Below are 23,493 nucleotides of genomic sequence, written 5' to 3'. Positions count from 1 at the left end.
CCCGGCTCTAAGGTAGCGTATTTTTTCCATCTTGCCGTTGGGATTGAGAAAGTTTTTTCTTGGCGGCCTCTCTGTCGAATTTTAATAGATAGGTATCCGGGTTGGGTACATGGGAAGCGACGAAGAAAAGGTCGTCGTTCTTTTGTATCGCCGGGTAAAGGTATCGGGGGGTAGAGCTGTATCCGAGCTGGTCGAGAATGACATATTCCACCCCGTCGTCGAGCATTTTCTGTATTACAGCGCGGTCGTCTTGTGAATAGGCGTAGCCGGCGACCCGTGTCCCTGAAAACATGTAGAGTAATTCTCCTTTTCGGGAGGCTACTACGGTTTCGGGCGAAACATGTTCTTTTAACACGAGACCCAATCGAAAAAAGTTTTGATAGGCCGGCGGGAACGGCATTTTGTTCATGGCGTGTAACTCCTGTATGTTTCCTATGCCGGTGAGCAATAAAAGGGAGAGTACCCACGGGGAGAAAGTGTATTTTAATTTGAAACGATGGATCGTATCCGTCGCCACGGCGTAGATGCCTACGAGTAATCCCATATTCATGAAGGGAATAAGTGTGGTAATGTAGCGGTTTTCACTGGGGGTACTGAAAATGGAAACGAGTCCGAAAGTGAAAACGGTGTAACCGATGAGTGCCCAACGGTACTTCCCGAAAGCCCAAAAACCGCGTATGATGAGAAAAATGAGCAGTATCGCTATGATCCACATGAAAAATCCGGCGGAAACTTCGGCGGAGTAATTGACTTTAAAATAGGGGATTACCGAGTTGGGCAGGGCTTTGAAAACCAGCATACCGAGCGTTTCGAAAAAGCGGTCGATAATACCGCTCAGATCGAGCGATCCGTCTTCGGGTCTCCACGGATTTACTTGTGCAATGGACTCGAAATAACGGCTTTGCCCGATACCTAACGATTTATTTCTCCATATCCACGGGAGACAACCGATGATGAATCCGGCGACTGTGCTTGCCGCTTCTTTCCACTTTTTCGTACAGAGAAAAAAGAGCACGACGGCGGCGAATAGAGCAACTCCTTGTGTACGAATGTGGTAGCAGAGTATGACCATGACTAACATGCCGTAGAAAGAAAGGTCTTTATAGAATGGCTTTTCTTTCTTCATATTCGCTAAGAGGAAAATGGCCGCGGTTGAAACGAAAAAGCAAGACATCTCGCTCATCATCATCGTGGAGAAGTGAAGTACCCGATCGCTCAGAATGGCGGCGCAGGCTCCTACCAGTGCAAGGCTTTCGGGTATTTTGCGTTTGATCATAAAAAAGAACAGTAACAAAGCTCCGCCTAAAAGGAAAAGCCCGTTGAGTATTTTTTGAGCTATGATGCTGTCGGTAAAAAATCTTAGCGGGGTCATCAATAAAGGATATCCCGGGGGAAAGGCATTGGTGGGGTGAGGGGTGGGAGCCGATATATCGGCATAACCTTGTCCAGAAGCGAGAGACGAGGCAAATGTATAGTACCGGCAGTTGTCCCCGTTTATATCTATTTTTTCATTGAAAATGTAAACGTAGGCACATGCCCATATGATGGTCAACAACCCTATATAAATGGTTCGGTTTTTCTGGATCTTCATAATTATCGATATGTTATTATAAAAATATTAAAACAAAAATAATCTATTTTTTATATGGAATGAAATTTTTTGCCATATTTCAATCTTTTCGTGAGGGAGGGTTTATTCGCTTATTCTTTTTAGTGGCGAGAAGAACGAACCGTTCGGGCTGCTGTTTTTATTAACCCCTCCGTCCTTGCGGACACCTCCCCTATATTTTGCGGTGCAAAACACAGAGGAGGAGATTGAGAGTAACCCTCCGCTCATTGCAGTGCGATACCCCCGCATACGGGGCACGGCAGGGGAGGAGTTTAGAAGTAGCTCTCTATTCATTTGCGATGAATAGAAGGAGTGGGCTATATTTTTCTAATTCAACCCCCTCGCCCTGCGGGCACTCCCCCTATATTCCTTTACGGAAACACAGGGGGAGAGGAGGGTTAACTCTATTACTTCCACTTCTGGTATTTTTAACCCCACTCCTCGTCGCTACGCTCCTCAGCTCTCCCCCTATATTTTGCGTTACAAAACGCAGGGGAGGAGGGTAATACCAGCTTCAGAAATGAAGTCGGGTATAGGTCTTTTTTCTTTGCCGTTTTGTAGTACCCCGCAATGCTACGGGGCAGGGGAGAGGTTAAAGCGGTTCTTTTGCAGTCTAAGCAAAGGAGGGGTATAATATTCTTATTATTGAACTCGACGAGGTGTTAGATTTGAAAGGGGGAAAATAAAAAAGGACTGTAATATACAGTCCTTGTGTAGTTGCGGGAGCCGGACTCGAACCGACGACCTTTGGGTTATGAGCCCAACGAGCTACCACTGCTCCACCCCGCGATGTTTGTGAGTGCAAAGGTATGGATAATTTTTTAAATAGCAAATATTTTGAAGAGAAATATATATAGTTTGTTCTTGTAGTTTTGTTAAGTTGTTGAATGACAGAAGATTATTTTATTGTTAAAAATGTAAATACCGTGGTATGAAGGAAAAACGGGGTGCATACTTTGGTATTTCATGATAAAAATGTGTAATTTCGCACAAGTTTTGTACAGATGTGCAGATAGATGAATTAGGATTATGGTTCGTACACGAGAATTGCTTATCGATGTTGCCCGTCAGTTGTTTGCCCGTCAGGGTGTGGCCGCTACGACGATGAACGATATAGCCGAGGCGTCGGGAAAGGGTCGCCGTACGATTTATACCTATTTCAAGAATAAGAATGAGATTTATTGGGCCGTCGTGGAAGCCGAATCGAAGCATTTATACGCTCGATTGGAGGGGCTTACAAACCGGGATTTGCCTCCCGAAGAGAAGTTGCTCAACTATATCAATATCCGTTTGGAGGCTGTGAAAGAAGCTGTCGTGCGTAACGGGACATTGCGAGCGGAGTTTTTCAGGGATATTTGGAAAGTGGAGAAGGCCCGGAGGAGTATAGACTTGCGAGAAGTGGCCTTGTTGCGGAGCATATTGAGCGAGGGCGTGGAGCAAGGTGTATTTCATATTCCTAATGTGACGGCTACCGCTTCGGTGCTTCATTATGCGCTTCGGGGGCTGGACGTCCCTTATATCCGCAATAATTTTTCGGAATCGGGAATAGACCGATCGAGATTGAAGGATTATATATTGGATTTTATTTTATACGGAATAAAACGATAGAAATATGAACCAAAGGGACGAGGCGCATGTCTTGTCCCTGTATTATGAAAAAAAGAGTTATGAAATTACTTGAAGGAAAAGTCGCTGTGATTACCGGCGCAGCACGGGGCATAGGAAAGGCTATCGCCCTGAAATTCGCTTCGGAAGGAGCTGATATCGCATTTACGGATCTTGTTATCGACGAGAACGGTAAAGCTACCGAAAAAGAGATTGCCGCTTTTGGCGTGAGAGCCAAAGGGTATGCTTCGAACGCAGCTAATTTCGAAGAGGCTCACAAGGTGGTGGAAGAAATTGTAAAGGATTTCGGCCGTATCGATGTTTTGGTGAATAACGCAGGTATCACTCGTGACGGTTTGATGATGCGCATGACGGAGCAGCAATGGGATATGGTTCTTACTGTGAACTTGAAATCGGCATTTAATTTTATCCATGCCGTAACTCCTATTATGATGAAACAGAAATGCGGGAGTATTATAAATATGGCTTCGGTCGTCGGTGTATCGGGTAATGCCGGACAGTGTAATTACTCGGCTTCGAAAGCCGGTATGATAGGTTTGGCGAAGTCCATTGCCAAAGAGCTGGGTTCTCGCGGCGTGCGTGCCAATGCTATCGCTCCGGGTTTTATCATTACCGATATGACGGCGGCTCTTTCGGACGAAGTGAAAGCCGAATGGGCTAAACAAATTCCTTTGCGTCGAGGCGGTACGCCCGAAGATGTGGCTAATGTAGCTACTTTCCTTGCCTCGGATTTGTCGTCGTATGTAACGGGACAGGTTATCCACTGCTGCGGCGGTATGAATATGTAATCGGGTCTGCACGACAAGATATATATAGGGGCTATATCTGAATGATATAGCCCCTGTACTATTCCTACATTTATTTCCCGGCGGCGTTTACCGAGCCGCTGTTGATCGAGTTGTTGATTCGTTGTTGTCCGGCTTCGTGTTTCCGTCCCCAATTGATATTCCAACTTATGTCGAGAGTTAGGAGTTGTTTAATCATATTGGTTGTCGTTTCTCTGTAATATCCCGCATAGCGGTTCCAGTTTTCGGATTTTACTTTGTAATTGTTGATGAAGGGATCGAGAACCATGATCCCGAAGTTCCAGTCTTTGTAGGCATAGGATAGTTTAATTCCGTGTACATTTTCACCTCCTGTGAGGGTTTCTCCCCAAAATCGATTGAAATTGGTTTGGAGTATGCCGTTGAGCGTAAATCCCCAATGGGAAATATCGATACTGGCATCGATGAAAAAATTGTTGTAGGTATGTGTGTAGGTATTTCCTCGCATCCAGTATCTATGCCAACCCGGGGCAGCACTGAGGGTGAGCCAGCCGGGAATGACATTGATGCGTGTGTTGAGGTAGAATCGTAATTCTTCGGCATTCTTTTGATTGTCTACCCGGCTGAGTATTTTGTCCCCGACCCAGTATTTTTCGGGCATGATCGCACCGGGAGCGTGGGTATAGAATGCGCCGAGTTTTCCGTAAAATATTCCTCGGGTGTATTGGTATTGCAGTTCGTATTTGTAGGTGGCATAGGGTTTTACATCGGGGTTGCCGGTCGATTGTTGAATCCCGTCTATGTCTTGAACGACCGGACTGAGCATATCGAGGGTGATTACGCTGCCCATGCGGACAAAGTTGAATCGTAGGGAGGAATAGTCGTCGATGGTATATCGGGCCGTGAACCGGGGGCGCCAAATGGAGTAGGTGTGGGACTGCCTGTTTTGTGGCGCATAGTGATAGAGGCTGTATCCGAGTCCGACCGACCCATCGAAATGGTTCCCGAGGCGTAACCAGTATTCGCCGAAAATATAGCTGTTGCCTTGATTCATGCGATCGATGGTATTTTGTTCGACATACTTGTTTTGTATCCATGACTGCGTGTGCCGTATTCCGGCGGTAAACCGGCTGTTTTTCCAAGTTTTCTCGTAATCGACTTCGCCGAGTACCGAGAATGTTTTCCCTTTGATGAGGTTATCGATATTTACCATAGGGGCATCCGTGGCTAAATCGTTTTCATTGTAAAGTCTGTGACTGTGCGATGTTTCATAGCTGGTCACGAGATTTGCCATGATGAGTTGGTCTTTTTTCAAATTATTTTGGTAGTAGAGGTTGAGCGAAGGATGTAAAGATATGTATTCCGTGCGGTCGTACATGTTGTTTTCGATTCCTCCGAGACGCTCGTCGGTCAAAATGCCTTTGTATTTGTTTTTATAATTGTTATTATTGAGATTGAGCGAGGCATTGAACATTTGTTTTTGAGGGTCGAGGAAGTTGTAGTTCAATGTGTGTCCGTTGTGCCAAGCCTCGAACCCGCTTCCTTTTTGGCTTTGCTCGGTGCGGACATACCGGGAACCATCGGCAAGTTCGTATCTTTCTGTATTGCTACGACCCATTTCCAGATTCCAGCGTGGTGCGAACCACCCGGAATAGGAGAATTCTGATTTGCCGGTGTTGACTTTGACCGAAGTCCAATATTGTCCCCACCCTCGGTTTAGCGAAGGTGTAAAATTCCCCATGAAACTACCACCCGAAGTGGGCGTTTTAATGATGAAGTCGAGTACGGCTCCTGCCTCGCCATAACGTATTCCCGGATTATCGATGTATTCTACCCGTATGATTTGCTCGGGAGAAATGCCTTGTATTTCTTTTTCCGTGACCGGACGTCCGTTGATACGGAGACTTAATTCGCTTTTATCGGTCAACGATATACTATTGTCGGTGGGGTTGATGACGATGCCCGGTATTTGCAGTTTTTGCAGTAATTGCAATCCGTTTTTCGATTGTTTTATCTGTTGGGCATTGGGGAAAAGCAGATTGCGATCGGCTTTACGTACCCAAGCGGAGGCTTCTACGGTTACTTCGTCGAGTTCTATGTGATCTATCGAGGCTTCTATGGAGTCGATGTCGATTCCCGTTGTGTCGGCATAAACTACTTCTGTCGTATCGTTGTCGGTTGCGGGATGTGCTTTTGTCGTGGGAAAGACCACTAATATACCTGCAAGGAGGAGTGCTTTTTTTATCATTGTATGTGTCGTTTTCTAATAGAGACGTAATTTCTCTATATTCGGTTGCAAAAAAACTGTGCAAAAATAAATTTTTTTTATCGTCCTGTCTTTGGTTATAAGTTTTTCTATATATTTTAATAGGGGGCTCGGTCGGGGCAAGAGAAGTGAAGGTAAGGTAAGTTACGATTCGATAGGAAAAACGAAAAGTTCGTTTTGTCTTTTTTTGGGCTTGCGCTATTTTGCAAGGCTTGCGAAAAAATAGGCGGAGTCTTGATATATCCAAGCACATTTGTTTCTGCGCTCGGTTTGTACTATTTTTGCACAAAATTGAAATTTGTGTAAATTATGGAAGTCCTTTACGAAGACAATCATCTGATTATTGTCAATAAGAATTGCTCTGAGATCGTGCAAGGCGATAAGACGGGAGATACTCCGTTGAGCGAGATGTTGAAGGCGTGGTTGAAAGAGAAATATAATAAGCCGGGTAATGTCTTTGTGGGAGTAACTCATCGGCTCGACCGTCCGGTGAGCGGGTTGGTAGTGTTTGCCAAGACGAGCAAGGCACTGGCGAGATTGAACGATATGTTTCGTAACGGCGAGGTAAAGAAAAGTTATTGGGCTATCGTGAAACGAGCTCCTGAAAAGGAGAGCGACGAACTCGTACATTATTTGGTCAGAAACGAGAAGAGTAACAAGTCGGTAGCATACGACCGGGAGAAACCGGGTGCGAAACGTGCTGTATTGGATTATAAAATTTTGGCTCGGGGCGATCGTTATACCTTGTTGGAAGTGGATTTGAAAACAGGCCGGCATCATCAGATCCGTTGTCAGCTTGCCAAGATAGGCTCGCCTATCAAGGGGGATTTGAAGTACGGAGCGGAGCGTTCCAATCCCGATGGGGGGATTTCGTTACATGCCCGTCATATCGAGTTTGTCCACCCGGTTTCGAAGGAGCTTGTGAGCGTGACGGCTCCTGTCCCGTCCGATAATTTGTGGCAGGCATTCGAAAAAATGGTGGAAGGAAAATAGAACGTGCTTTTCAGTACCCGAAAGAAATCTTTACTTTTTTCCCTTTTATCTTTTCGTTTTTGAGGCGGGTGAGCGTTTCGTGCGCTTTGTCGCGAGTTACAGCGACATAGCTGTAATGGTCTTTAATCTCGATGAGCCCTATCTCGTCGGCTGCGAGCTTTCCTTTCTGAGTGAGGAATCCCACGATGTCTCCTTTGCTTATTTTTTCTTTTTTCCCGGCTGCGAAATGGAATGTGGCCATTGGCGGAGTTTGCAGGAAGTTGGCTTTCGGGTCGATTCGGAAGTCGGTCGCCTCGGTTGCGTATTCGGGCATTTGTTCTGTGGGGCCGAGAATGATAAATGCTTCTCCTTCGGCATGCATGCGGGCGGTGCGTCCGTTGCGGTGCGTGAAACTTTCGAAGTCGACGGGCAGGTGGTAATGTACGATGTATTTGACTTCGGGAATGTCGAGTCCCCGTGCGGCCAGATCGGTAGAGATGCAGATGTAGCTGCTGTGGTTGCGGAATTTGCAAAGCGCCCTCTCTCGGTCGGCTTGTTCCATGCCGCCGTGGAAGGCTTCGGCGATAATGCCCCGGTCGGTGAGGAACTGCCGTACACGGTCTACGCTTTCACGTTGGTTGCAAAAGATGAGGGTGAGTCCCGGTTTGAGGTTGTGTAATAGGGCAAGCAGCGTTTCCAATTTGTCTTTTATCGGCGAGTCGATTCGGTAGAGCGATAGTCTGTCGGTCGGCGTAGTCTCGCTGTCTTTCCGCGAGCCGAGGAAATTGAGCTTTATCGGTTTTTTCAAAGCGGTGAAGGCCGGTAGAGATTCACTGTCGGTTGCCGAGGTGAGAATCTTTTTCTTTACGTTTTTCAAGGGAGCGATAATTTCTTGCATTTCGTCCTGAAAGCCTAAGGCGAGGCATTTGTCGAATTCATCGAGGACAAGGGTATCGAGCGTTTCGAGTACGATTCGTCCCCGGCGTATATGGTCGGCGATTCTTCCGGGAGTTCCCACGATAAGAGCGGGAGCTACGGCGAGCGATTTACTTTCTTCCCGTACGGAGTGGCCGCCGTAACAGCAAACTATTTTTATACCTGCGGCGATTTTACGCAATACGTTGTCGATTTGTAAAGCGAGCTCGCGGGAGGGAACGATGACGAGCGCTTGCACTCCGGCAATTTTGGGGGAGATTCGAGACAGTACGGGCAGAAGGAATGCTAATGTTTTTCCCGAGCCTGTGGGTGAGAGCAGTATAATGTCGTTTGGCCGTGTAGCCGTTTCGAGCATTTGCTTCTGCATGCCGTTCAGTGAGTCGATATTCAAGTTGCGACACGCTTTGTCGATAAGAGCCGATGTTTCTTTCATGTCTACAAAGATAATGTAAGCCGAGGGTCGAAGCAAATTTATTTGTTTATGTCGGAACTCTGCCTTTTGGTGTTGTACAAAGAACGAGAAAAATAAAGCGCATCGATTTGCTTTTACAATGGAGAATCGGATTGAAAAATAATTTGAAAAAAATGACGATCCAATAAAGTACAAGTATATTTATATTTGAAATAATGTTAAATGTGCTAGAATTGTGTTTGAAAATTATGTTGTATAACAGAAAATTCATACATTTGCAATGTGTTTTTCATAGTATTAGATTAAGATTAAGGTTAACAAAGATTGGTTGTCGTGAGACAATCAATTTTTTTTTGCCTATTCATTATTTCATATTGTTTGATAGCCCCTTTATTTTACAACGGTAATAAATACTCCTAACTATTTTCTAACCCCTCCGTCACTACGTGCCACCTCCCCTATATTTCGTTGTTACAAAACACAGGGGAGGAGTTTAAATAACCCTCTATTCATTGTGAGGTGCACCTATATCGTTATGTGACACCCCGTAATGCTACGGGACACGGCCGGGGGAGAGTATGATACCCGATTGTTGCTGTTGCTTTTTTTTAACCTCTTCGTCGTTTCAACCCCCTCGCCCTGCGGGCACTCCCCCTATATTCCCTAACGGAAACACAGGGGGAGAGGATTGGAAGTGGCGTTTCAGTTTCGGTATAAGGATACATTGTGCACTCCTCCCCTATGTTTTGCATTGCAAAACATAGGGGAGGAGTCCGAAAGCCGGAGGGGGTGGAAAATATTATATTTCAATCGTATATGTTTTTGAATTTGCAGCTCGTTTATTTTTTTAGATGGCTTATGTGGGCGGTATATTCAACCGTTGTTTTATTTAAAGTGTGTTTTTCCTTCTCTTATTTTAATTACAGTAGTGCATTTTGACGTAGAGGGACATATGGGGATTTAGATTTCTATACTTGCCCTGTATCGGCTGTGGGGGGAGACCGGAGTGAGTGCGAGGTATCCGTGCAGGAGCTTCCCGTCGGTTATGCGGGGTGGATTTGTTTTTAGTCGGGCGACGTGGTCGTTGTGGAGTTCTCCCGGTTTGGGATAATAGTCTACACGGTATCGCCCTTCCGTCTCCGGAGGCAAAAAGCGGTCGGCGAGTTTGCGTGCGACCATACCCATATTCATGCGTAGATTGAGTTCGACGAACGGGTGCAAGAGTGTGTTTCCTCGTTTGTCGCGATAGGCCATCATGTCTACCCCGAAATATCCGGTGTAGTACGGGGCTATGCGTTCGGTGAAAAAGTCGATAAGCGATTCTTTGACGGCAGTGATGATTTCGAGGCCGACGGCATGGGTCAGTTCGAGTTCTAAAACGGCATCGCTTGCCAACCGGTTTTCTTTATATGCTCCGTGACGGTCGGTGAGGAACGAGGAATATCCAGCGAATTTTACTTCGAATCCGTCGCTGTGAAACTCCATAGCCCAGTCGCTGATTTTGTCATAGACCGGTTCGCCCATAAGCATACCTTGTTTCTGCAATACTCCGTTGCTCCATTGAGCCAATGCCGTGTCATATCCGTAAAGATTCCAATAGAGTCCGCGCCCGCTACCCGACCACGGGGCTTTCAGGATTTTACGATCGGATTGTTCTGTGAAGGATCGAATCTCGTCGGCTGTGTGTAGTTCTACCGGAAGTTCGGGAAAAGGGTAATCGATGCGGTTACGAAGGTATTTCCCGATTTCGGCGGAAAATTTTCGGTGGGATAGTTCCCGAATGGTATCGCATTGTCGTGCGGACGGTAATAGGGTTTTATCGATTCCCGCTAATCTCAAACGTTTTATCAAATCGCGGTTCCACCCCCAAACATGTATCTGTTTTACTTGTGCTCCATCGAGCCGGTCGGGTGTTACCGTAGAAATCTTTAAATTGAGCGGGGCTAATGTGTGAAGAAAATCGGACGGTAATTTATCGGGTATGTATATCGTGGTGTCGTCGTCGGCATACCAAAGGGGAAGGGTGGAGAGTTCTTTCCCGATGAGTTGTGCTGCCGGTGGAGGGGTGTAATTTTCTCCACCGAAGGCTATGGCCAAGTCATTTTCGGGATTGAACAGATAGAGGTTCATGATATGCCGTTTTTTTTATGGGGCAAAGATACGGAAAAAGGGAAGAGACTTTATCGAACAAATGTATTTGTTTTCCCTGTCGGATTGCTTACGCCCTCGATTTATACGAATATCGGGCTTTTCCCATTTGTCGCAAAATGCCGATGAATGTTGTCATATTTTTTTAAAAGGAGATGATTGTTATATTTTTTAAAAAAAATAATCAAAGAATGATTGCAGATTGTAAAATAATAATATTATATTTGCATATAGATAAGATTAAATTCGACTATGTAAAACTCAATTTTCGTTGTTTTCGGTTGCCTGTTTTTAGGAGTGGGAGAATAGAGAGACTTTGCATTCGAGATGGCATTTCGATAGTTTTTGAATAAAAGATGCTTTTTCTTCATATTAATTAAAATAGAATAGCTATGAAAAAAATTACTTCTGTTCTTTTTCTTTTCTATTGTTTTTCGGTAGGGTGGGCTCAGACTGTTCCTCCTTGTACGTTGGAAATAACCGATGCCGAGACTTTTGCTCGTGATTGGACAGTGATCGATGTCAATAGCAACGTAAGTGCCAATACGTGGGCCTATAACGATGGCAATGCGATGTATACGCAAGATAAGAGTAATGCCGCCGATGATTGGCTAATCGCTCCGGCGGTGACCCTCGAAGTCGGGAAAGCCTATAAGGTGTCGGCTTATGTGAAGCATTCTTCTACATTTGGTTCGGATAAACAAAAAATAGAATTGAAAATAGGGACGGCGCCTACGGTAGAAGGGCTGACGACCCGGTTGGTTTATGACGAATCTTTTCAAAGTAGATTGTTCGTGGAAAAATCGGGGACGTTTTCACCGGCGGAGAGCGGTGTTTTTTATGTGGGATTGCGTTGTTACAGCGGATCGTATATGGGTGATCTCTATTTCCAGAAGATCGTTATCGAAGAGGCTCCCGTTTATCCGGTACAAATTACAGACCTTTCTATCGTTGCGGGGGAGAGGGGAGCGATGTCGGCGACTCTTTCATGGACATGGCCTTCGTCCGACCATTTGGGCGGTGCGCTTTCGAACCTCTTGGGCGCTAAAATATATCGGGGGACAGATTTGGTCGCTACTCTCGATACGGCTACTGTGGGAGGAAAAGCTGGTTGGATAGATTCTTCTATCGAGACAGCCGGAAATTATACATATAAAGTGGTCGCATATAATACGTTTGGGGATGCTCCGGGCTCAGCAACGACCGTTACTTCCCCGTGGATAGGGAATGATACTCCTATGGCAGTTACCGATTTGGTGGCTTCGGCAGAGGATGCGACTGTGAGCCTTTCGTTTACGCCACCGACAGTCGGAAAGAACGGTGGATATATCGATACCAAGGCGCTTACGTATGAAATCGGCCGTACCCCGGGTGGTGTCTTGTCCGAAAGTTTTTCGGGACCATTCCCTTATATCGATGAAGTCCCGGAATTGGGCAGTTATGTTTATACGGTCGTCGCAATGTTCGATGGTAAAGCGAGCGTATCGGTCGCTTCCAATAAGGTTGTTGCCGGAGGAGCGAGAGAATTACCGTATAGCGAGAGTTTCGATACCGAATCGTCGCTCGATTTGTTTACTATATTGAGTGCCAACGGGGATAATTCGACTTGGAAATATGAGAGCTCGAAAAAAATGGTTCAGTATTGGGGCGGTAGTGATGCCGATGAATGGCTTATTACGCCTAAATTGAATTTGGTGGTCGGGAAGAATTATAAACTACTTTTCAAAACCGGGCTTGAAAATGCGGCTTCTGAGGAAAGTTATAAGGATTTGAGCGTGACGATTGGTCGGGCCGCCACGGCGGAAGCTCAATCTACCCGATTGTTTCGAGATACAATTCAGTCTGCTTTGATGGAAGAGAAAGAGGTTGTCTTTTCTGTTTCCGAGTCGGGTGGATACCATATAGGTTTCCATTGTTACGGACAGACCAATTGGTATGCTATATTCATCGATGACCTGTCGGTGGACGAAACAGTGGTTGTCCCGGCCGTCGTTTCCGATTTGACCGTCGCTCCCGGTGAACAGGGCGCTATGTCTGCCACGGTTGCATGGACCAATCCTTCTCTTTCGGCTGCCGGTACGCAACTGCCGATGTTGACGAAAATGGAGTTGTATCGGGGCGAAACTCTTATTTATACACAAGAAGATCCGATAAAAGGAGGTTCGGAACAGGTGATCGATGAAGATGTGCCTGCTCCGGGCAAATATGAATATAGAGTCATCGGTTATGTCGAGGAGAATGCCGGTGAGGCCGCCGTGGTGGAATCGGCTTGGATAGGTGCAGATACTCCGAAATCGGTAACCGATGTGGAATTGACCGATGTGGAAGGCAAACCGCAAGTTACTTTTAGAGCTCCCGCAGAGGGTGTGAATGGCGGATATATCGATGTGGGGAATTTGAGATACAGAATCGTCCGGGATCCCGGGAGCGAGATGTTGACGGAAAGTTTGACCGATACGGTTTATGTCGATAGCGATGACCTTTCTTTGGCTTTGTATCGCTATACGGTAACGACGCTGTCGGGCGATATGGAAAGCGAGTCGGTAACCTCGAATGCGTTGGTATTCGGCAGTGCATTGGGACTTCCGTATGAGACGAGTATGGATAGCGCCGATGAGATGGCTTTATGGACTATCGTCGATGCTAATAACGATACGAAAAGTTGGGTATATGATGCTACTGAGAAGGAGATGAAATATACGGCCTATTCGGCTGCCGACGACTGGTTGTTTACGCCGCCGTTCGAAGCTAAGAAGGGTTCGCATACGCTTGAATTTAGGGCCCGGGCAGAGAAATATCGTTATCCTGAGTCCATTGAAGTGACATTGGGCAGTGATGTTCTACCCGGTGAAAGCCAAACGGTGATCGCTTCGTACCCGGAAATCAATTCGACTTTGTCGGAACTTTATACAGTAGATTTCAGTGTTCCGTCAGACGGTGTCTGGTATATCGGTTTACATGCTACTACCCGGGATCCGTGGGGATTGTATATAAGTTCATGTTCGATTATCAGTAATGTCATTTCCGGTATCGATGGTTTGGAGTGTATGAATGAAGTTTATTTCGATCGTAGTAACCATTCGTTAGTTTTTGACAAGGGTGGCGATATTCAAATTATCAATGCGGCAGGGGTAACGGTAGTGTCTTGTGAATCGGAAAGCGGACGAATGGATCTGTCCCAACTTCCGGCCGGACTTTATATCGCTCATGTCGTGACCGAAGAAGGGAAAACGATACAGATAAAATTTATCAAATAATAAATAGGAAGTGTATGAAAAGTTTTATTTCAAGCCTAATCTTAACAGGTGCTCTTTGGGTGAGTATACCGATGAGCGCTCAGCGGCCGATGAATGAGAGAGTTCACGATAAGGTCGCTACGAAAGAAGCTCCTCGTATTCAATTCGTGGGGAAAAAACAGGGACCGAATTTGTTTCAATCGGCTGCGGCGAGTGTGACTGCCGATTTTAGTTGTCAGAGTGCCGGTAGTGCCATAACTGTGTGGGAAGAGGATTTTGACGACGGAACAGATGGCTGGACATTTACCAATGCCGAGGATTTTTCGTGGACTGTGAAAAAAATCACGAGTACGACTGACCCCAGTAGAGATTTTTCTACTTATGATCCAGACGATGTTCAATCGTTGTATATAGAGGGCCCTTATCAGTCTTTCAAACGAGGAATCGCTATGGCGACAAGTGGGCAGATCGATGTTCCTGCAAATGCTATGTTGAAAGGATATATAGGGTTTACCCAAAATATGGACGATTACTGTCGCTTGCAGATTTCTGTTTCGGCAGATGCTTTTGAGACTTCGGAAATTCTTTGGAATAGCGCCGACGAGGACGGAGAGAAGCCGTGGCGTTGGCATGAGTTTTCGGTTTCTTTGGAGAAATATTCCGGTCGGAAGATTCAGATTCGTTTTACGTATGGTCCCGGAAAAAACGATTCGTTCGGAACCGGTGGTTATATGGGCGATTTCGCTATCGACGGTTTAAAAATTACCGGAGTATCGACCGTAGAACAAGTCGAGGCAGCCACGGGCGAGGTGATTGCTTTCGCCGATATGTCCTCGGGTTCGCCTACGGCATGGCAATGGGCGTTTCCGGGAGGAACTCCGTCGACATCGACCGACCAGAATCCCCGGGTGTTCTATACGCGAGACGGCGTTTACGATGTGACGTTGACGGTAAGTAATGCCGATGGGAGCGATACGAAGACCCGCACGGGATTCGTGAAGGTTACCGGATCTGCACCGCTCGCACGGATATTACCACCGGCTACATTCCGGTTCAGCGAAACGCGTTTGCCGATGGTAGCTCCGCTGGTGGGGGTGCAGTATCGGGACAATTCGACCAATTATCCTACTTCGTGGGAGTGGACTTTCGACGGTGTCGATCCCGAACCGTATGCCCGGGTGACGTCGCACGAAGAAAACCCTATCGTAGGATATAGCTATATGCATAAACAAGGGGTGAGTCTGCGTGTGGAGAACGAACATGGCGAATCGAACGATACCGTAGAGGTGTCGGTCGAGTACAGTGGGCTAATTACGAATTTAGAGCCGGGAGATAGGGCTGCGACGTTCGATTTGGAAGATAGAGGAACTTTCCCCGGGACGAATAAATTGAATATTACTGCTTATGCCGAGAAGTTTTCCAAACCGTCCCGTCCGATATTGGTATTCGGAGCCTATGTTTATTTTGTGAGTGCTTCGGCTGCGAGTATAACCGACCAGATTGCCGATGTGGGCGTGCATCTGTATACCAGCGAGAACGGATTGCCGGGCAAGAAACTCGACTCGATGTGGTGGAGGGTATTCGAATTGGAAACCCCTTCGGGCAGTTCATTGACCGCTACGGAATTTGAATTTGACCCGACGGTGATCGACGACGAGTTTTTCATTGTAGTGGACGGTATTCCCGAGAAGAACGACAGTGTAGATGTGTCGTTCGCTATGGCCGATTTCCGGGATCACGGTAACACGGCTTATATGTTGAAAGATGGAGAGTGGCGAGACGTGAGCACTTATTTCCCCGCAGGAGCGAATCATACTTCTTATATGATTATGCCTTCGATCGTTCATTCGGTTATGTCGCCTATGCCGGTAGACCGTGAACCGCTGGTGGTGGGTAAAGCTGCCGGTACGGTTAAATATCCTTTCTATTCGATATACGGTTATGAAACTCCTATTCGGAGTGATGCCGAGTGGTGTCGGGTCGTGGGTAAGCCGAATGGCTTGACATTGGACACCTTGCAAATTTCCTATGATCGTTTGCCGGACGGTATTGAGGAACGTGTCGCTACGCTCACGGTCTCGGATAGTATTTCGACTTATGACATCAAAGTCACTCAAAATGTGAACGGAGTTAGTTCGGTAGAGAAAGTTACGGAAGAGAAGGCTTCTATTTATCCGTCTGTTTTCAACTCCGAATTTATTGTACGTGTTCCTGAGAATACCCGAAGTATTTCCGTGTTGGACGAAGGCGGTCGGGAGGTGTATCGACAGCATGTCGATTCGCAAGCTCGTCTTGTGACCGTAGATGCTTCGGCGTGGGCTCCGGGAACGTATTTTATTCGGGTCGTCGGGAAACATGAAATCACAGTCGTTAAGGGTGTGAAGAGATAGTTGGGTAACATTGTATGGTTTAACCCCTCCGTCACTACGTGCCACCTCCCCTATATTTTGCGTACAAAACACCCCGCAATGCTACGGGACACGGCAGGGGAGGAGGGTGAAAAAGCTACACCTGATAACGGAACATAAATCTCTTGGTGGCCTAATGGTTGACTTTTTTATTTTTCAGAATACAGGTTGAGGAGGTTTGACGGTGGTTCCTAAGGGGAGGGTAAAAAGTTGCGGATTGTAATTACAGAATCTGAAAGAGCCGTATCATTACTCGAAACAGAGTTTGATACGGCTTCTTCTTTTCTTTTGGGGAGGCTCAAATTCCAATTTAAAAATCTTTGGTAAAATTGAGTTTTGGCATATCTTCCTTCGATATTTTTTATAATATTATTATAATGTTATCCTTTCTTAATTTATTAAGAGTCTGTGTTATGTTTTTAGTACTTTTCCGTCTCTTTAATATACTTAAAAATTAATGTTTATGAAAAAGTTTTTATGGATAGCGTTTTTGTCATTCTGTTTCAGCGGTGTGGCAGCGGAATCCGATTGGAATGCCGATAGTGTACAAGTCTATTTTAGCCGGAGTGTGACTCCTGTCGTTCAGAAAAATTGGAAGGATCATAAGTTGGTATTGAAAACATATCGCCAGTTCCTCAAAACTTGTGAGTCTGTGCCAGATTCTGTCTTGAAACAGTGTTCGTGGTGTTTTATCGACACATATTACAATGTGGCTTGCTGCGAATCCTTGATGAAACGGAAAAAAGCGGCGGTCGATGCTTTTGAGAAAGCTATTCAATACGGTTATTACGATTATGCCCATGCCCAAAAAGATAGCGATTTGGATAACGTGAGGGACGATAAACGTTTTCAGAAGGCGATGGAGCGTTTGCGTGAGGTAGGCGACTTCGGATATATACTCCGAAAATCACCGGGGTATGACGATGCTGCATCTACCGACTCTTTACCTGCATTCACATATATGGATCCCAACGACCGCGATTTGGTACGGGTGCGCCGATATTTCAACTTGGACAGTATTGCGGGAGCTGGTGACGAAATATCCAAGATAAAAAATCTGTTGGCGTGGGTACACAATACGATTCGTCACGACGGTTCGTCCTATAATCCCGAAGAGAAAAATGCGATAGCTCTATATGAAATTTGCAAGAAGGAGGATAGGGGCGTTAATTGCCGTATGATGGCACAGATGTTGAACGAGTGTTATCTGGCTATGGGATTCAAGTCCCGCTATGTGACTTGTCTTCCGAAAAGCTATATAAACGATTGCCATGTGATCAACGTCGTTTATTCCAACACTCTCGACAAGTGGTTGTGGGTAGACCCCACATGGAATGCCTATGTCATGGACGATAAAGGTAATTTGTTGAGTATATCGGAGGTCAGAGACCGATTGAAAAAAGGTGAGTTCGTGACGGTTAACGAGGACGCTAACTGGAATCATAAAACTCCGTGTACCAACGATTATTATTTGGATTATTACATGAGCAAAAACCTTTATTATCTGCAATGTTCCGATTGCAGTGGCTTTAACAATGAAACTTATGTCGAGGGGAAACGGCGTCCTGTGTACATCACGCTGTCTCCGACGGGCGAACCTTACGATAAACGGTGGAGTACTTCGAATGAGTCGTGGTTTTGGGCTTCTCCATATAAATGATATCGACGGGAGATATTGGATGCTGTTTTAAATTTATAGAGAAATAATATTATCATTGCAAGCAGGTATGTTCCGGCCCTATTGAACCCCTGTCTCGGAATAAATTTAAAACAGCTTCTAAAATTTTTTTAATTCGGTGTACAGTCGTTGTATAGGCAATCCCATCACGTTGTAATAGCTGCCTTTGAGTCCGGTCACGCCGATGTAGCCTATCCATTCCTGTACGCCGTATGCTCCGGCTTTGTCGAGGGGGCGGTACGTCTCCACGTAGTAATCGATTTCATCGTCACCGAGGGCGGCGAAAGTGACTTCGGTGGAGACGGCGAAGGAGATCTGTTTTTGCAGAGAGGTGAGCGTGACACCGGTGATGACGGTGTGGGTTTTTCCCGACAGGGCTTGCAACATGGCTTTGGCATCGGCTATATCGCGAGGCTTGCCGTATACTTTCCCATCGAGCCAGACGATGGTGTCGGCAGTAATAAGGAGCGTATTATCCTTCATAAAGCGGCGGTAGGCGGCTGCTTTTTCTTGCGAGATGTAGAGGGGAATCTCTTCGCCCGAAAGGGTGTCGGGGTAGGATTCGTCCACTTCGGGAAGGGCTGTTACCCGATAGTCGATGTCTAATCCGGCGAGAAGTTCCCGGCGACGGGGTGAATTGCTCGCCAACAGAATTTCGTATTTTTTGAGATGCGATAACATGGTGTTTCGTTGTTTTGTGTAGTTACCAGCCGAAGGCTGTTTTATCGGACATCCATTTGCCTTGTGCTCTCAGGATTTGCTCGATGATGTCCCGCCCACAACCTTGTCCGCCGCCGAACGGCGAAATGTAGCGGGCTATCTGTTTAATTTCGGGGGCGGCATCGGCGGGACAAGCCGGCAGACCGGCTATCTGCATGACCTCGTAGTCGGGAATGTCGTCGCCCATATACATGACTTCGTCGGGGCGCAGCCCGCACTCGTCCAGCCATTTTTTGAAAATTTCGATTTTTACGGTGGCTCCCATATAGACATGGTTTAATCCTAATCCTTCGAAACGTTTGCGGACAGCCTCGGTGCGTCCGCCGGTAATAATGGCGATGGGGTAGCCCATTTTGGCGGCGAACTGCAAGGCGTACCCGTCTTTGATGTTGACGATTCGCATGGGTTCGCCCGATGGATGCAGGGGTATCGTGTCGGGAGAAAGGACACCGTCCACATCGAAGGCGAAAGCCTTTATTCGTGAGAGGTCGAAATCGGTTCGGCTCATAGTCGTTGTTTTTAATGTTTATTGGTTTCGTGAATACTCCGGCTCATCAGGTCGTAAATCTGCCGCATGGTCGGGTCTGAAAGCAGAGCCATTTGCTTGTCTATGACGTTTTTGTCGTATCGGATTGCCGGTCCGGTCTGAGCTTGTGCCGGCGGCATGTCGGCGACTTTCGCGGCAGTCTCCCGTATGAGCGGCAGCATGGTCTCGAACGGCAGCCCGTGTTCCGACAGAATGCGGTCGCACAAGGCGTAGAGGTGATTGGTGAAGTTGCAGGCGAACACGGCAGCCAAATGCAGGTACTTGCGCTGTTCGGAGGTCGCTTCGTAAACCTTTGTAGACAACCGACCTGCCAATTCTTGCAAACGTTCGGTATCGTCCGTATGGTTCGCTTCGACAAAAATAGGAATATCGTCGAAGTCGGTTACCCGTTCTTTGCTGAATGTCTGCATGGGGTAGAATACACCGTAGCGCGCGGTATACGGGGCGAATACTTCCATGTCCATGCTTCCCGCCGTGTGTACCCAAAGGCCTCGATTGGAGGGCATGCGGGAAACCAAATCGAGCAGAGCGGAGTCTTTCACGGCGAAGATATAGAGATCTCCGTCGGTGGGGACTTGGCTGATGTCGGTGGAATGGGGCACATCGCGCAATCGTTCGCTCAGCTGTTCGGCCGATTCTCGGGTACGACTGTATATATAAGCCGGAGTCATTCCCTTTTTTTGTAAAGCGACCGCTAATTGCGTGGCTAAATTGCCGGCTCCGATGAGAATAATCTTCATGTCGATGCAGGGGATTACCATTTGCCGATGTGAACTTTTTCCCACATCATTTTTTCTTCGTCGAAAGGCTTGCGCTCTTCGTCTTTATGTCCAATGGAGAGAATGCAGAGCACTCCCATCTCTTCGGGGATTCCCAATGTCTCCCGCACAAAATCTTCGGCAGGTTCGTCCATAGCTCCGAATCGTCCCCGCACCTGTATCCAGCAGCTTCCCAAACCGAGGTCGGCGGCTTGCAACTGCATGAGAATGGCAGCGATAGAAGCATCCTCGATCCACGTATCGGTAAGGGTCATGTCGGCGGTGACGACGATAGCGAGCGCAGCTCCGGCAATGGGTTTGGCTCCCGAAGTCTTGCATTCGGACAAACGGGCGAGCGTTTCTTTGTCTTCCACCGCAATGAACTCCCACGGAGTGCAGCGTTTGGACGAAGGAGCGAGCAATCCCGCTTCGAGAATGGTTTTTACGGCTTCGGGCGATAGCGCCTCTTGGGTGTATTTGCGGATACTCCGCCGATGAATCAACAAGTCGTGCAGGCTTTTCATAAGGATAGAGGTTCTAAGTTTGTTATGAAATTTATCCATTTTGATTTGTCTGAAAGAGTAAAGACCCTTTTTGTCACCATACAAATCATCTTTACATAGCAAAGTTACTACAAAAAAGTGAAATGCGGAAAGATATAGTGATAGAATTGAGTTACAAGGGTTTTGGTTGAAGTGGCGATAATCCGTGAAGCCATTACAATCCCTGCCGAAGCCAAATCCTGACGCCGCTACGTTACTTGTTCGTAACCATGCCCGAAAATGCGACAAACGGGTACGAATAGCGAAACAAGGCTCTAAGGAATAGTGAGTTATCCATAACTCATGCGAAAAATCAGGTTACGGAAAAAGATTGCGCCGTTCCTCCCCGTTTTGCGTACCAACACCGGACTCTTCACCAACTAATTTTGAAACCCAAAAATTAAGGACAATGAAGAGTACATTTTCAGTAATCTACTACCTCAAGCGTCAGGTAGTGAAAAAGGACGGGACAGTTCCCGTCATGGGACGCATCACGGTGGACGGCAGCCAGACACAGTTCAGCTGCAAACTGACTGTCGATCCGAAACTGTGGGACACCAAAGGTGGACGTGTCACGGGCAGAAGCACGGCGGCACTCGAAACGAACCGTATGCTTGACAAGATGCGGGTACGCATCAACAGGCATTATCAGGAAATCATGGAGCGTGACAACTTCGTCACGGCGGAGAAGGTGAAGAACGCCTTTCTCGGACTGGAACACCGCTACCACACGCTGATGCAGGTGTTCCGCCAGCACAACGAGGACTACGAGAAGCAGGTGGAGGCAGGCATGAAAGCCAAAGGCACGCTGCTGAAGTACCGCACCGTTTACAAGCACATGCAAGAGTTCCTCGACATCCGCTACCATGTGAAGGACATCGCCCTAAAAGAGCTTACCCCGGCTTTCATCTCCGACTTCGAGATGTTCCTGCGCACGGACAAGCACTGCTGCACCAATACCGTGTGGCTGTACGTCTGCCCGTTACGGACGATGGTATTCATCGCCATCAACAACGAGTGGCTGACGCGCGACCCGTTCCGCGAGTATGAAATCAAGAAGGAGGAAACAACACGCAGTTTCCTGACCAAAGATGAGATCCGCCTGCTGATGGAGGGGAAACTGAAAAACGCCAAACAGGAATTGTACCGCGACCTCTACCTGTTCTGCGCCTTCACGGGGCTGTCGTTCGCGGATATGCGCAACCTTACGGAAGAGAATATCCGCACCTACTTCGACGAACACGAGTGGATAAACATCAACCGCCAGAAAACGGGCGTGGTGTCCAACATCCGCCTGCTCGACATCGCCAACCGCATAATCGGCAAATACCGGGGACTGTGCGGGGACGGCAGGATATTTCCCGTTCCGCATTATAACACGTGCCTTGCCGGTATCCGTGCCGTCGCCAAGCGTTGCGGCATCACCAAGCATATCACGTGGCATCAGAGCCGCCACACGGCAGCCACGACGATATTCCTCTCCAACGGTGTTCCCATCGAAACGGTCAGCTCCATGCTCGGACACAAGAGCATAAAGACGACGCAGATTTACGCAAAGATAACCAAAGAGAAGCTCAATCAGGACATGGAGAACCTTGCCGCAAGATTGAACGGCGTCGAGGAATTTGCAGGTTGCACCATCTAAAAAGAAAAGCCATGAAACGTGACACAATCATCATCGAGGACAAGGCAGTCAGCGTAACCGGTAACGACGTGTGGATGACCGCCACCGAAATAGCCGGATTGTTCCATACGACCGTCCCGGCAGTGAACGCCGCCATCAGAGCCGTCCGCAAGTCGGACGTGCTGAACGACTACGAGGTGTGCCGCTACATGCAGCTTGAAAACGGGCTGCACGCGGACGTGTACGCCCTTGAAATCATCATCCCGGTCGCTTTCAGGGTGAATACCTACAACACCCACCTGTTCCGCACATGGCTGGTGGGAAAGGCACTCTCACAAGAGAAACGGCAGACATACGTGATGTTCATACAGAACGGAAAAGCCGGGTATTGCTGATTGCACATACCCCATAAGACAAGTAAACGGGTAGCACCACAAAAGGTGTCACCCGTTTACTTTTTCATGAAACCGCCTCACTCCAGCGGCTTGCGGTAGTTCGCTTCCAGTACCCCGCGCAGCCCCGTTTCCGGGTAAAGCACCTTCCCTCCCAAAAGTATGAAGGGCAACACGCGGTTGTTGCGGTATTCCTGCAAGGTGCGCCGGCTCACACGGAGCAGTTCCGACACCTCGCCGTCCGTCAGGTAACGTTCCCCGTCCAGCGGAGGACGGTAGCTTTCCAGAAATGCGGACAGCCATTTCGAGCCTTTGCGCATATCCTGCACCACAGAGGCTATCGGCTCGTCTTCCATCGTAAAAACATCGTTGTTCTCGTTCATCATAACTTCGGATTCAGTGGGTGAATAAATCAAATCATCTGCCGTGCGGATAGAGCGTGCCGACAAGCGGTATCAGCCGCTTCACCTCCTCTGGCTTGTAATAGAACCTGCGGTTTATCTGCGAGTAGCCGATAAGCCGCCTGTCACGCAGCGTCTGCAACGTGCGCGGGCTTATTCTCAACTGCCCGCAGACCTCCTCGCCCGTGAGCCATCTTTCCATGCGCCCCGTGTCGCTTTTGCGCCTCAGGGCGGCGACCTTCTCCGAGAGTGCGCCGAATGCCGCCACCATCATCTCGAAAGTCTTTTTCTCGATAGATACTATTTCCATATTCATGTCATTTAGAGTTTGCCGCAAAGGTAACGAAACGGCATACAAGACGTATCGTTTTCCGCTGAAAGGCTGCCTGTTGCGCCGTTTGACCGGGTTACGGAGCCATCTTCCGCAAAAATCTTACGTGAGTCACGTAGTGAG

At 47.5% G+C, this 23,493-nt stretch carries 18 protein-coding genes and 1 tRNA gene; 8 read left to right on the top strand and 11 right to left on the bottom strand.

Annotated elements, in window-relative coordinates:
* Nucleotides 1–7: 7 nt before the first annotated feature.
* Together NBH06_RS12515 and NBH06_RS12510 are read right to left on the bottom strand one after the other, a co-directional pair.
* Nucleotides 8–1,591, bottom strand: a complete 1,584-nt coding sequence (locus NBH06_RS12515) for a hypothetical protein (RefSeq protein WP_250794598.1) — start codon at nt 1,589–1,591, stop codon at nt 8–10.
* A 735-nt stretch (nt 1,592–2,326) separates the two neighbouring features.
* Nucleotides 2,327–2,398 (bottom strand) — tRNA-Met (locus NBH06_RS12510).
* Between the two features lie 240 nt (nt 2,399–2,638).
* Between NBH06_RS12510 and NBH06_RS12505 the strand changes: the two genes are divergently transcribed.
* On the top strand, nt 2,639–3,217 hold the full coding sequence (locus NBH06_RS12505) for a TetR/AcrR family transcriptional regulator (protein WP_008862316.1): 579 nt from the start codon (nt 2,639–2,641) through the stop codon (nt 3,215–3,217).
* 59 nt (nt 3,218–3,276) lie between these two features.
* Nucleotides 3,277–4,023 (top strand): 3-oxoacyl-[acyl-carrier-protein] reductase, encoded by a 747-nt coding sequence (gene fabG, locus NBH06_RS12500; RefSeq protein WP_040296157.1) that lies wholly within the window; start codon nt 3,277–3,279, stop codon nt 4,021–4,023.
* A gap of 70 nt (nt 4,024–4,093) precedes the next feature.
* On the opposite strand, the gene NBH06_RS12495 is transcribed toward fabG, so the two are convergent.
* On the bottom strand, nt 4,094–6,247 hold the full coding sequence (locus NBH06_RS12495; protein ID WP_250794596.1) for an outer membrane beta-barrel protein: 2,154 nt from the start codon (nt 6,245–6,247) through the stop codon (nt 4,094–4,096).
* A 327-nt stretch (nt 6,248–6,574) separates the two neighbouring features.
* On the opposite strand from NBH06_RS12495, the gene NBH06_RS12490 reads away from it, so the two are divergent.
* Nucleotides 6,575–7,258, top strand: coding sequence for an RluA family pseudouridine synthase (locus NBH06_RS12490; protein WP_008862313.1), 684 nt, complete (start codon nt 6,575–6,577; stop codon nt 7,256–7,258).
* 10 nt (nt 7,259–7,268) lie between these two features.
* On the opposite strand, the gene NBH06_RS12485 is transcribed toward NBH06_RS12490, so the two are convergent.
* Both NBH06_RS12485 and NBH06_RS12480 read right to left on the bottom strand, forming a co-directional pair.
* Nucleotides 7,269–8,606, bottom strand: a complete 1,338-nt coding sequence (locus NBH06_RS12485) for a DEAD/DEAH box helicase (RefSeq protein WP_250794594.1) — start codon at nt 8,604–8,606, stop codon at nt 7,269–7,271.
* A gap of 939 nt (nt 8,607–9,545) precedes the next feature.
* Nucleotides 9,546–10,715 carry a hypothetical protein gene (locus tag NBH06_RS12480; protein ID WP_215664287.1) on the bottom strand — a complete coding sequence of 390 codons (1,170 nt, stop codon included), beginning with the start codon at nt 10,713–10,715 and terminating at the stop codon, nt 9,546–9,548.
* Between the two features lie 410 nt (nt 10,716–11,125).
* On the opposite strand from NBH06_RS12480, the gene NBH06_RS12475 reads away from it, so the two are divergent.
* The 3 genes from NBH06_RS12475 (at nt 11,126) to NBH06_RS12465 (ending at nt 18,037) form a co-directional block, all read left to right on the top strand.
* The gene (locus NBH06_RS12475; RefSeq protein ID WP_250794586.1) at nt 11,126–13,990 is read left to right on the top strand and encodes a T9SS-dependent choice-of-anchor J family protein; all 2,865 of its coding nucleotides are present in this window, start codon (nt 11,126–11,128) and stop codon (nt 13,988–13,990) included.
* Between the two features lie 14 nt (nt 13,991–14,004).
* Entirely contained in the window at nt 14,005–16,359 is a 2,355-nt protein-coding gene (locus tag NBH06_RS12470; RefSeq protein WP_155013202.1) for a PKD domain-containing protein, read from the top strand.
* A 481-nt stretch (nt 16,360–16,840) separates the two neighbouring features.
* The gene (locus NBH06_RS12465) at nt 16,841–18,037 is read left to right on the top strand and encodes a TPR end-of-group domain-containing protein (protein ID WP_250794584.1); all 1,197 of its coding nucleotides are present in this window, start codon (nt 16,841–16,843) and stop codon (nt 18,035–18,037) included.
* 117 nt (nt 18,038–18,154) lie between these two features.
* On the opposite strand, the gene NBH06_RS12460 is transcribed toward NBH06_RS12465, so the two are convergent.
* The 4 genes from NBH06_RS12460 to NBH06_RS12445 are packed head-to-tail and all read right to left on the bottom strand — an operon-like array spanning nt 18,155 to nt 20,604.
* Complete coding sequence (locus NBH06_RS12460; RefSeq protein ID WP_008862306.1) at nt 18,155–18,736, bottom strand: Maf-like protein; 582 nt, start codon at nt 18,734–18,736, stop codon at nt 18,155–18,157.
* Nucleotides 18,737–18,758: 22 nt separating this feature from the next.
* Nucleotides 18,759–19,283, bottom strand: coding sequence for a KdsC family phosphatase (locus NBH06_RS12455; RefSeq protein WP_250794582.1), 525 nt, complete (start codon nt 19,281–19,283; stop codon nt 18,759–18,761).
* Nucleotides 19,284–19,294: 11 nt separating this feature from the next.
* Nucleotides 19,295–20,062, bottom strand: coding sequence for a Rossmann-like and DUF2520 domain-containing protein (locus tag NBH06_RS12450; RefSeq protein ID WP_250794621.1), 768 nt, complete (start codon nt 20,060–20,062; stop codon nt 19,295–19,297).
* 14 nt (nt 20,063–20,076) lie between these two features.
* Entirely contained in the window at nt 20,077–20,604 is a 528-nt protein-coding gene (locus NBH06_RS12445; RefSeq protein ID WP_021891999.1) for a nitroreductase family protein, read from the bottom strand.
* 427 nt (nt 20,605–21,031) lie between these two features.
* On the opposite strand from NBH06_RS12445, the gene NBH06_RS12440 reads away from it, so the two are divergent.
* Nucleotides 21,032–22,267, top strand: coding sequence for a site-specific integrase (locus NBH06_RS12440; RefSeq protein WP_004291422.1), 1,236 nt, complete (start codon nt 21,032–21,034; stop codon nt 22,265–22,267).
* A gap of 11 nt (nt 22,268–22,278) precedes the next feature.
* Nucleotides 22,279–22,641 (top strand): hypothetical protein, encoded by a 363-nt coding sequence (locus tag NBH06_RS12435; RefSeq protein WP_004291423.1) that lies wholly within the window; start codon nt 22,279–22,281, stop codon nt 22,639–22,641.
* Between the two features lie 77 nt (nt 22,642–22,718).
* Here the strand turns inward: NBH06_RS12435 and NBH06_RS12430 are convergent, their stop codons facing one another.
* On the bottom strand, nt 22,719–23,024 hold the full coding sequence (locus NBH06_RS12430; RefSeq protein ID WP_004291424.1) for a helix-turn-helix domain-containing protein: 306 nt from the start codon (nt 23,022–23,024) through the stop codon (nt 22,719–22,721).
* A 31-nt stretch (nt 23,025–23,055) separates the two neighbouring features.
* Entirely contained in the window at nt 23,056–23,355 is a 300-nt protein-coding gene (locus NBH06_RS12425) for a helix-turn-helix domain-containing protein (RefSeq protein ID WP_004291426.1), read from the bottom strand.
* Nucleotides 23,356–23,493 lie beyond the last annotated feature (138 nt).

The sequence above is a fragment of the Barnesiella sp. B2-R-119 genome (assembly GCF_023656675.1).
Taxonomy (GTDB): Bacteria; Bacteroidota; Bacteroidia; order Bacteroidales; family Barnesiellaceae; genus Barnesiella; species Barnesiella intestinihominis.
The sequence above is the reverse complement of the archived record's forward strand: the minus strand, read 5'-3'. Positions and strand labels throughout refer to the sequence as shown.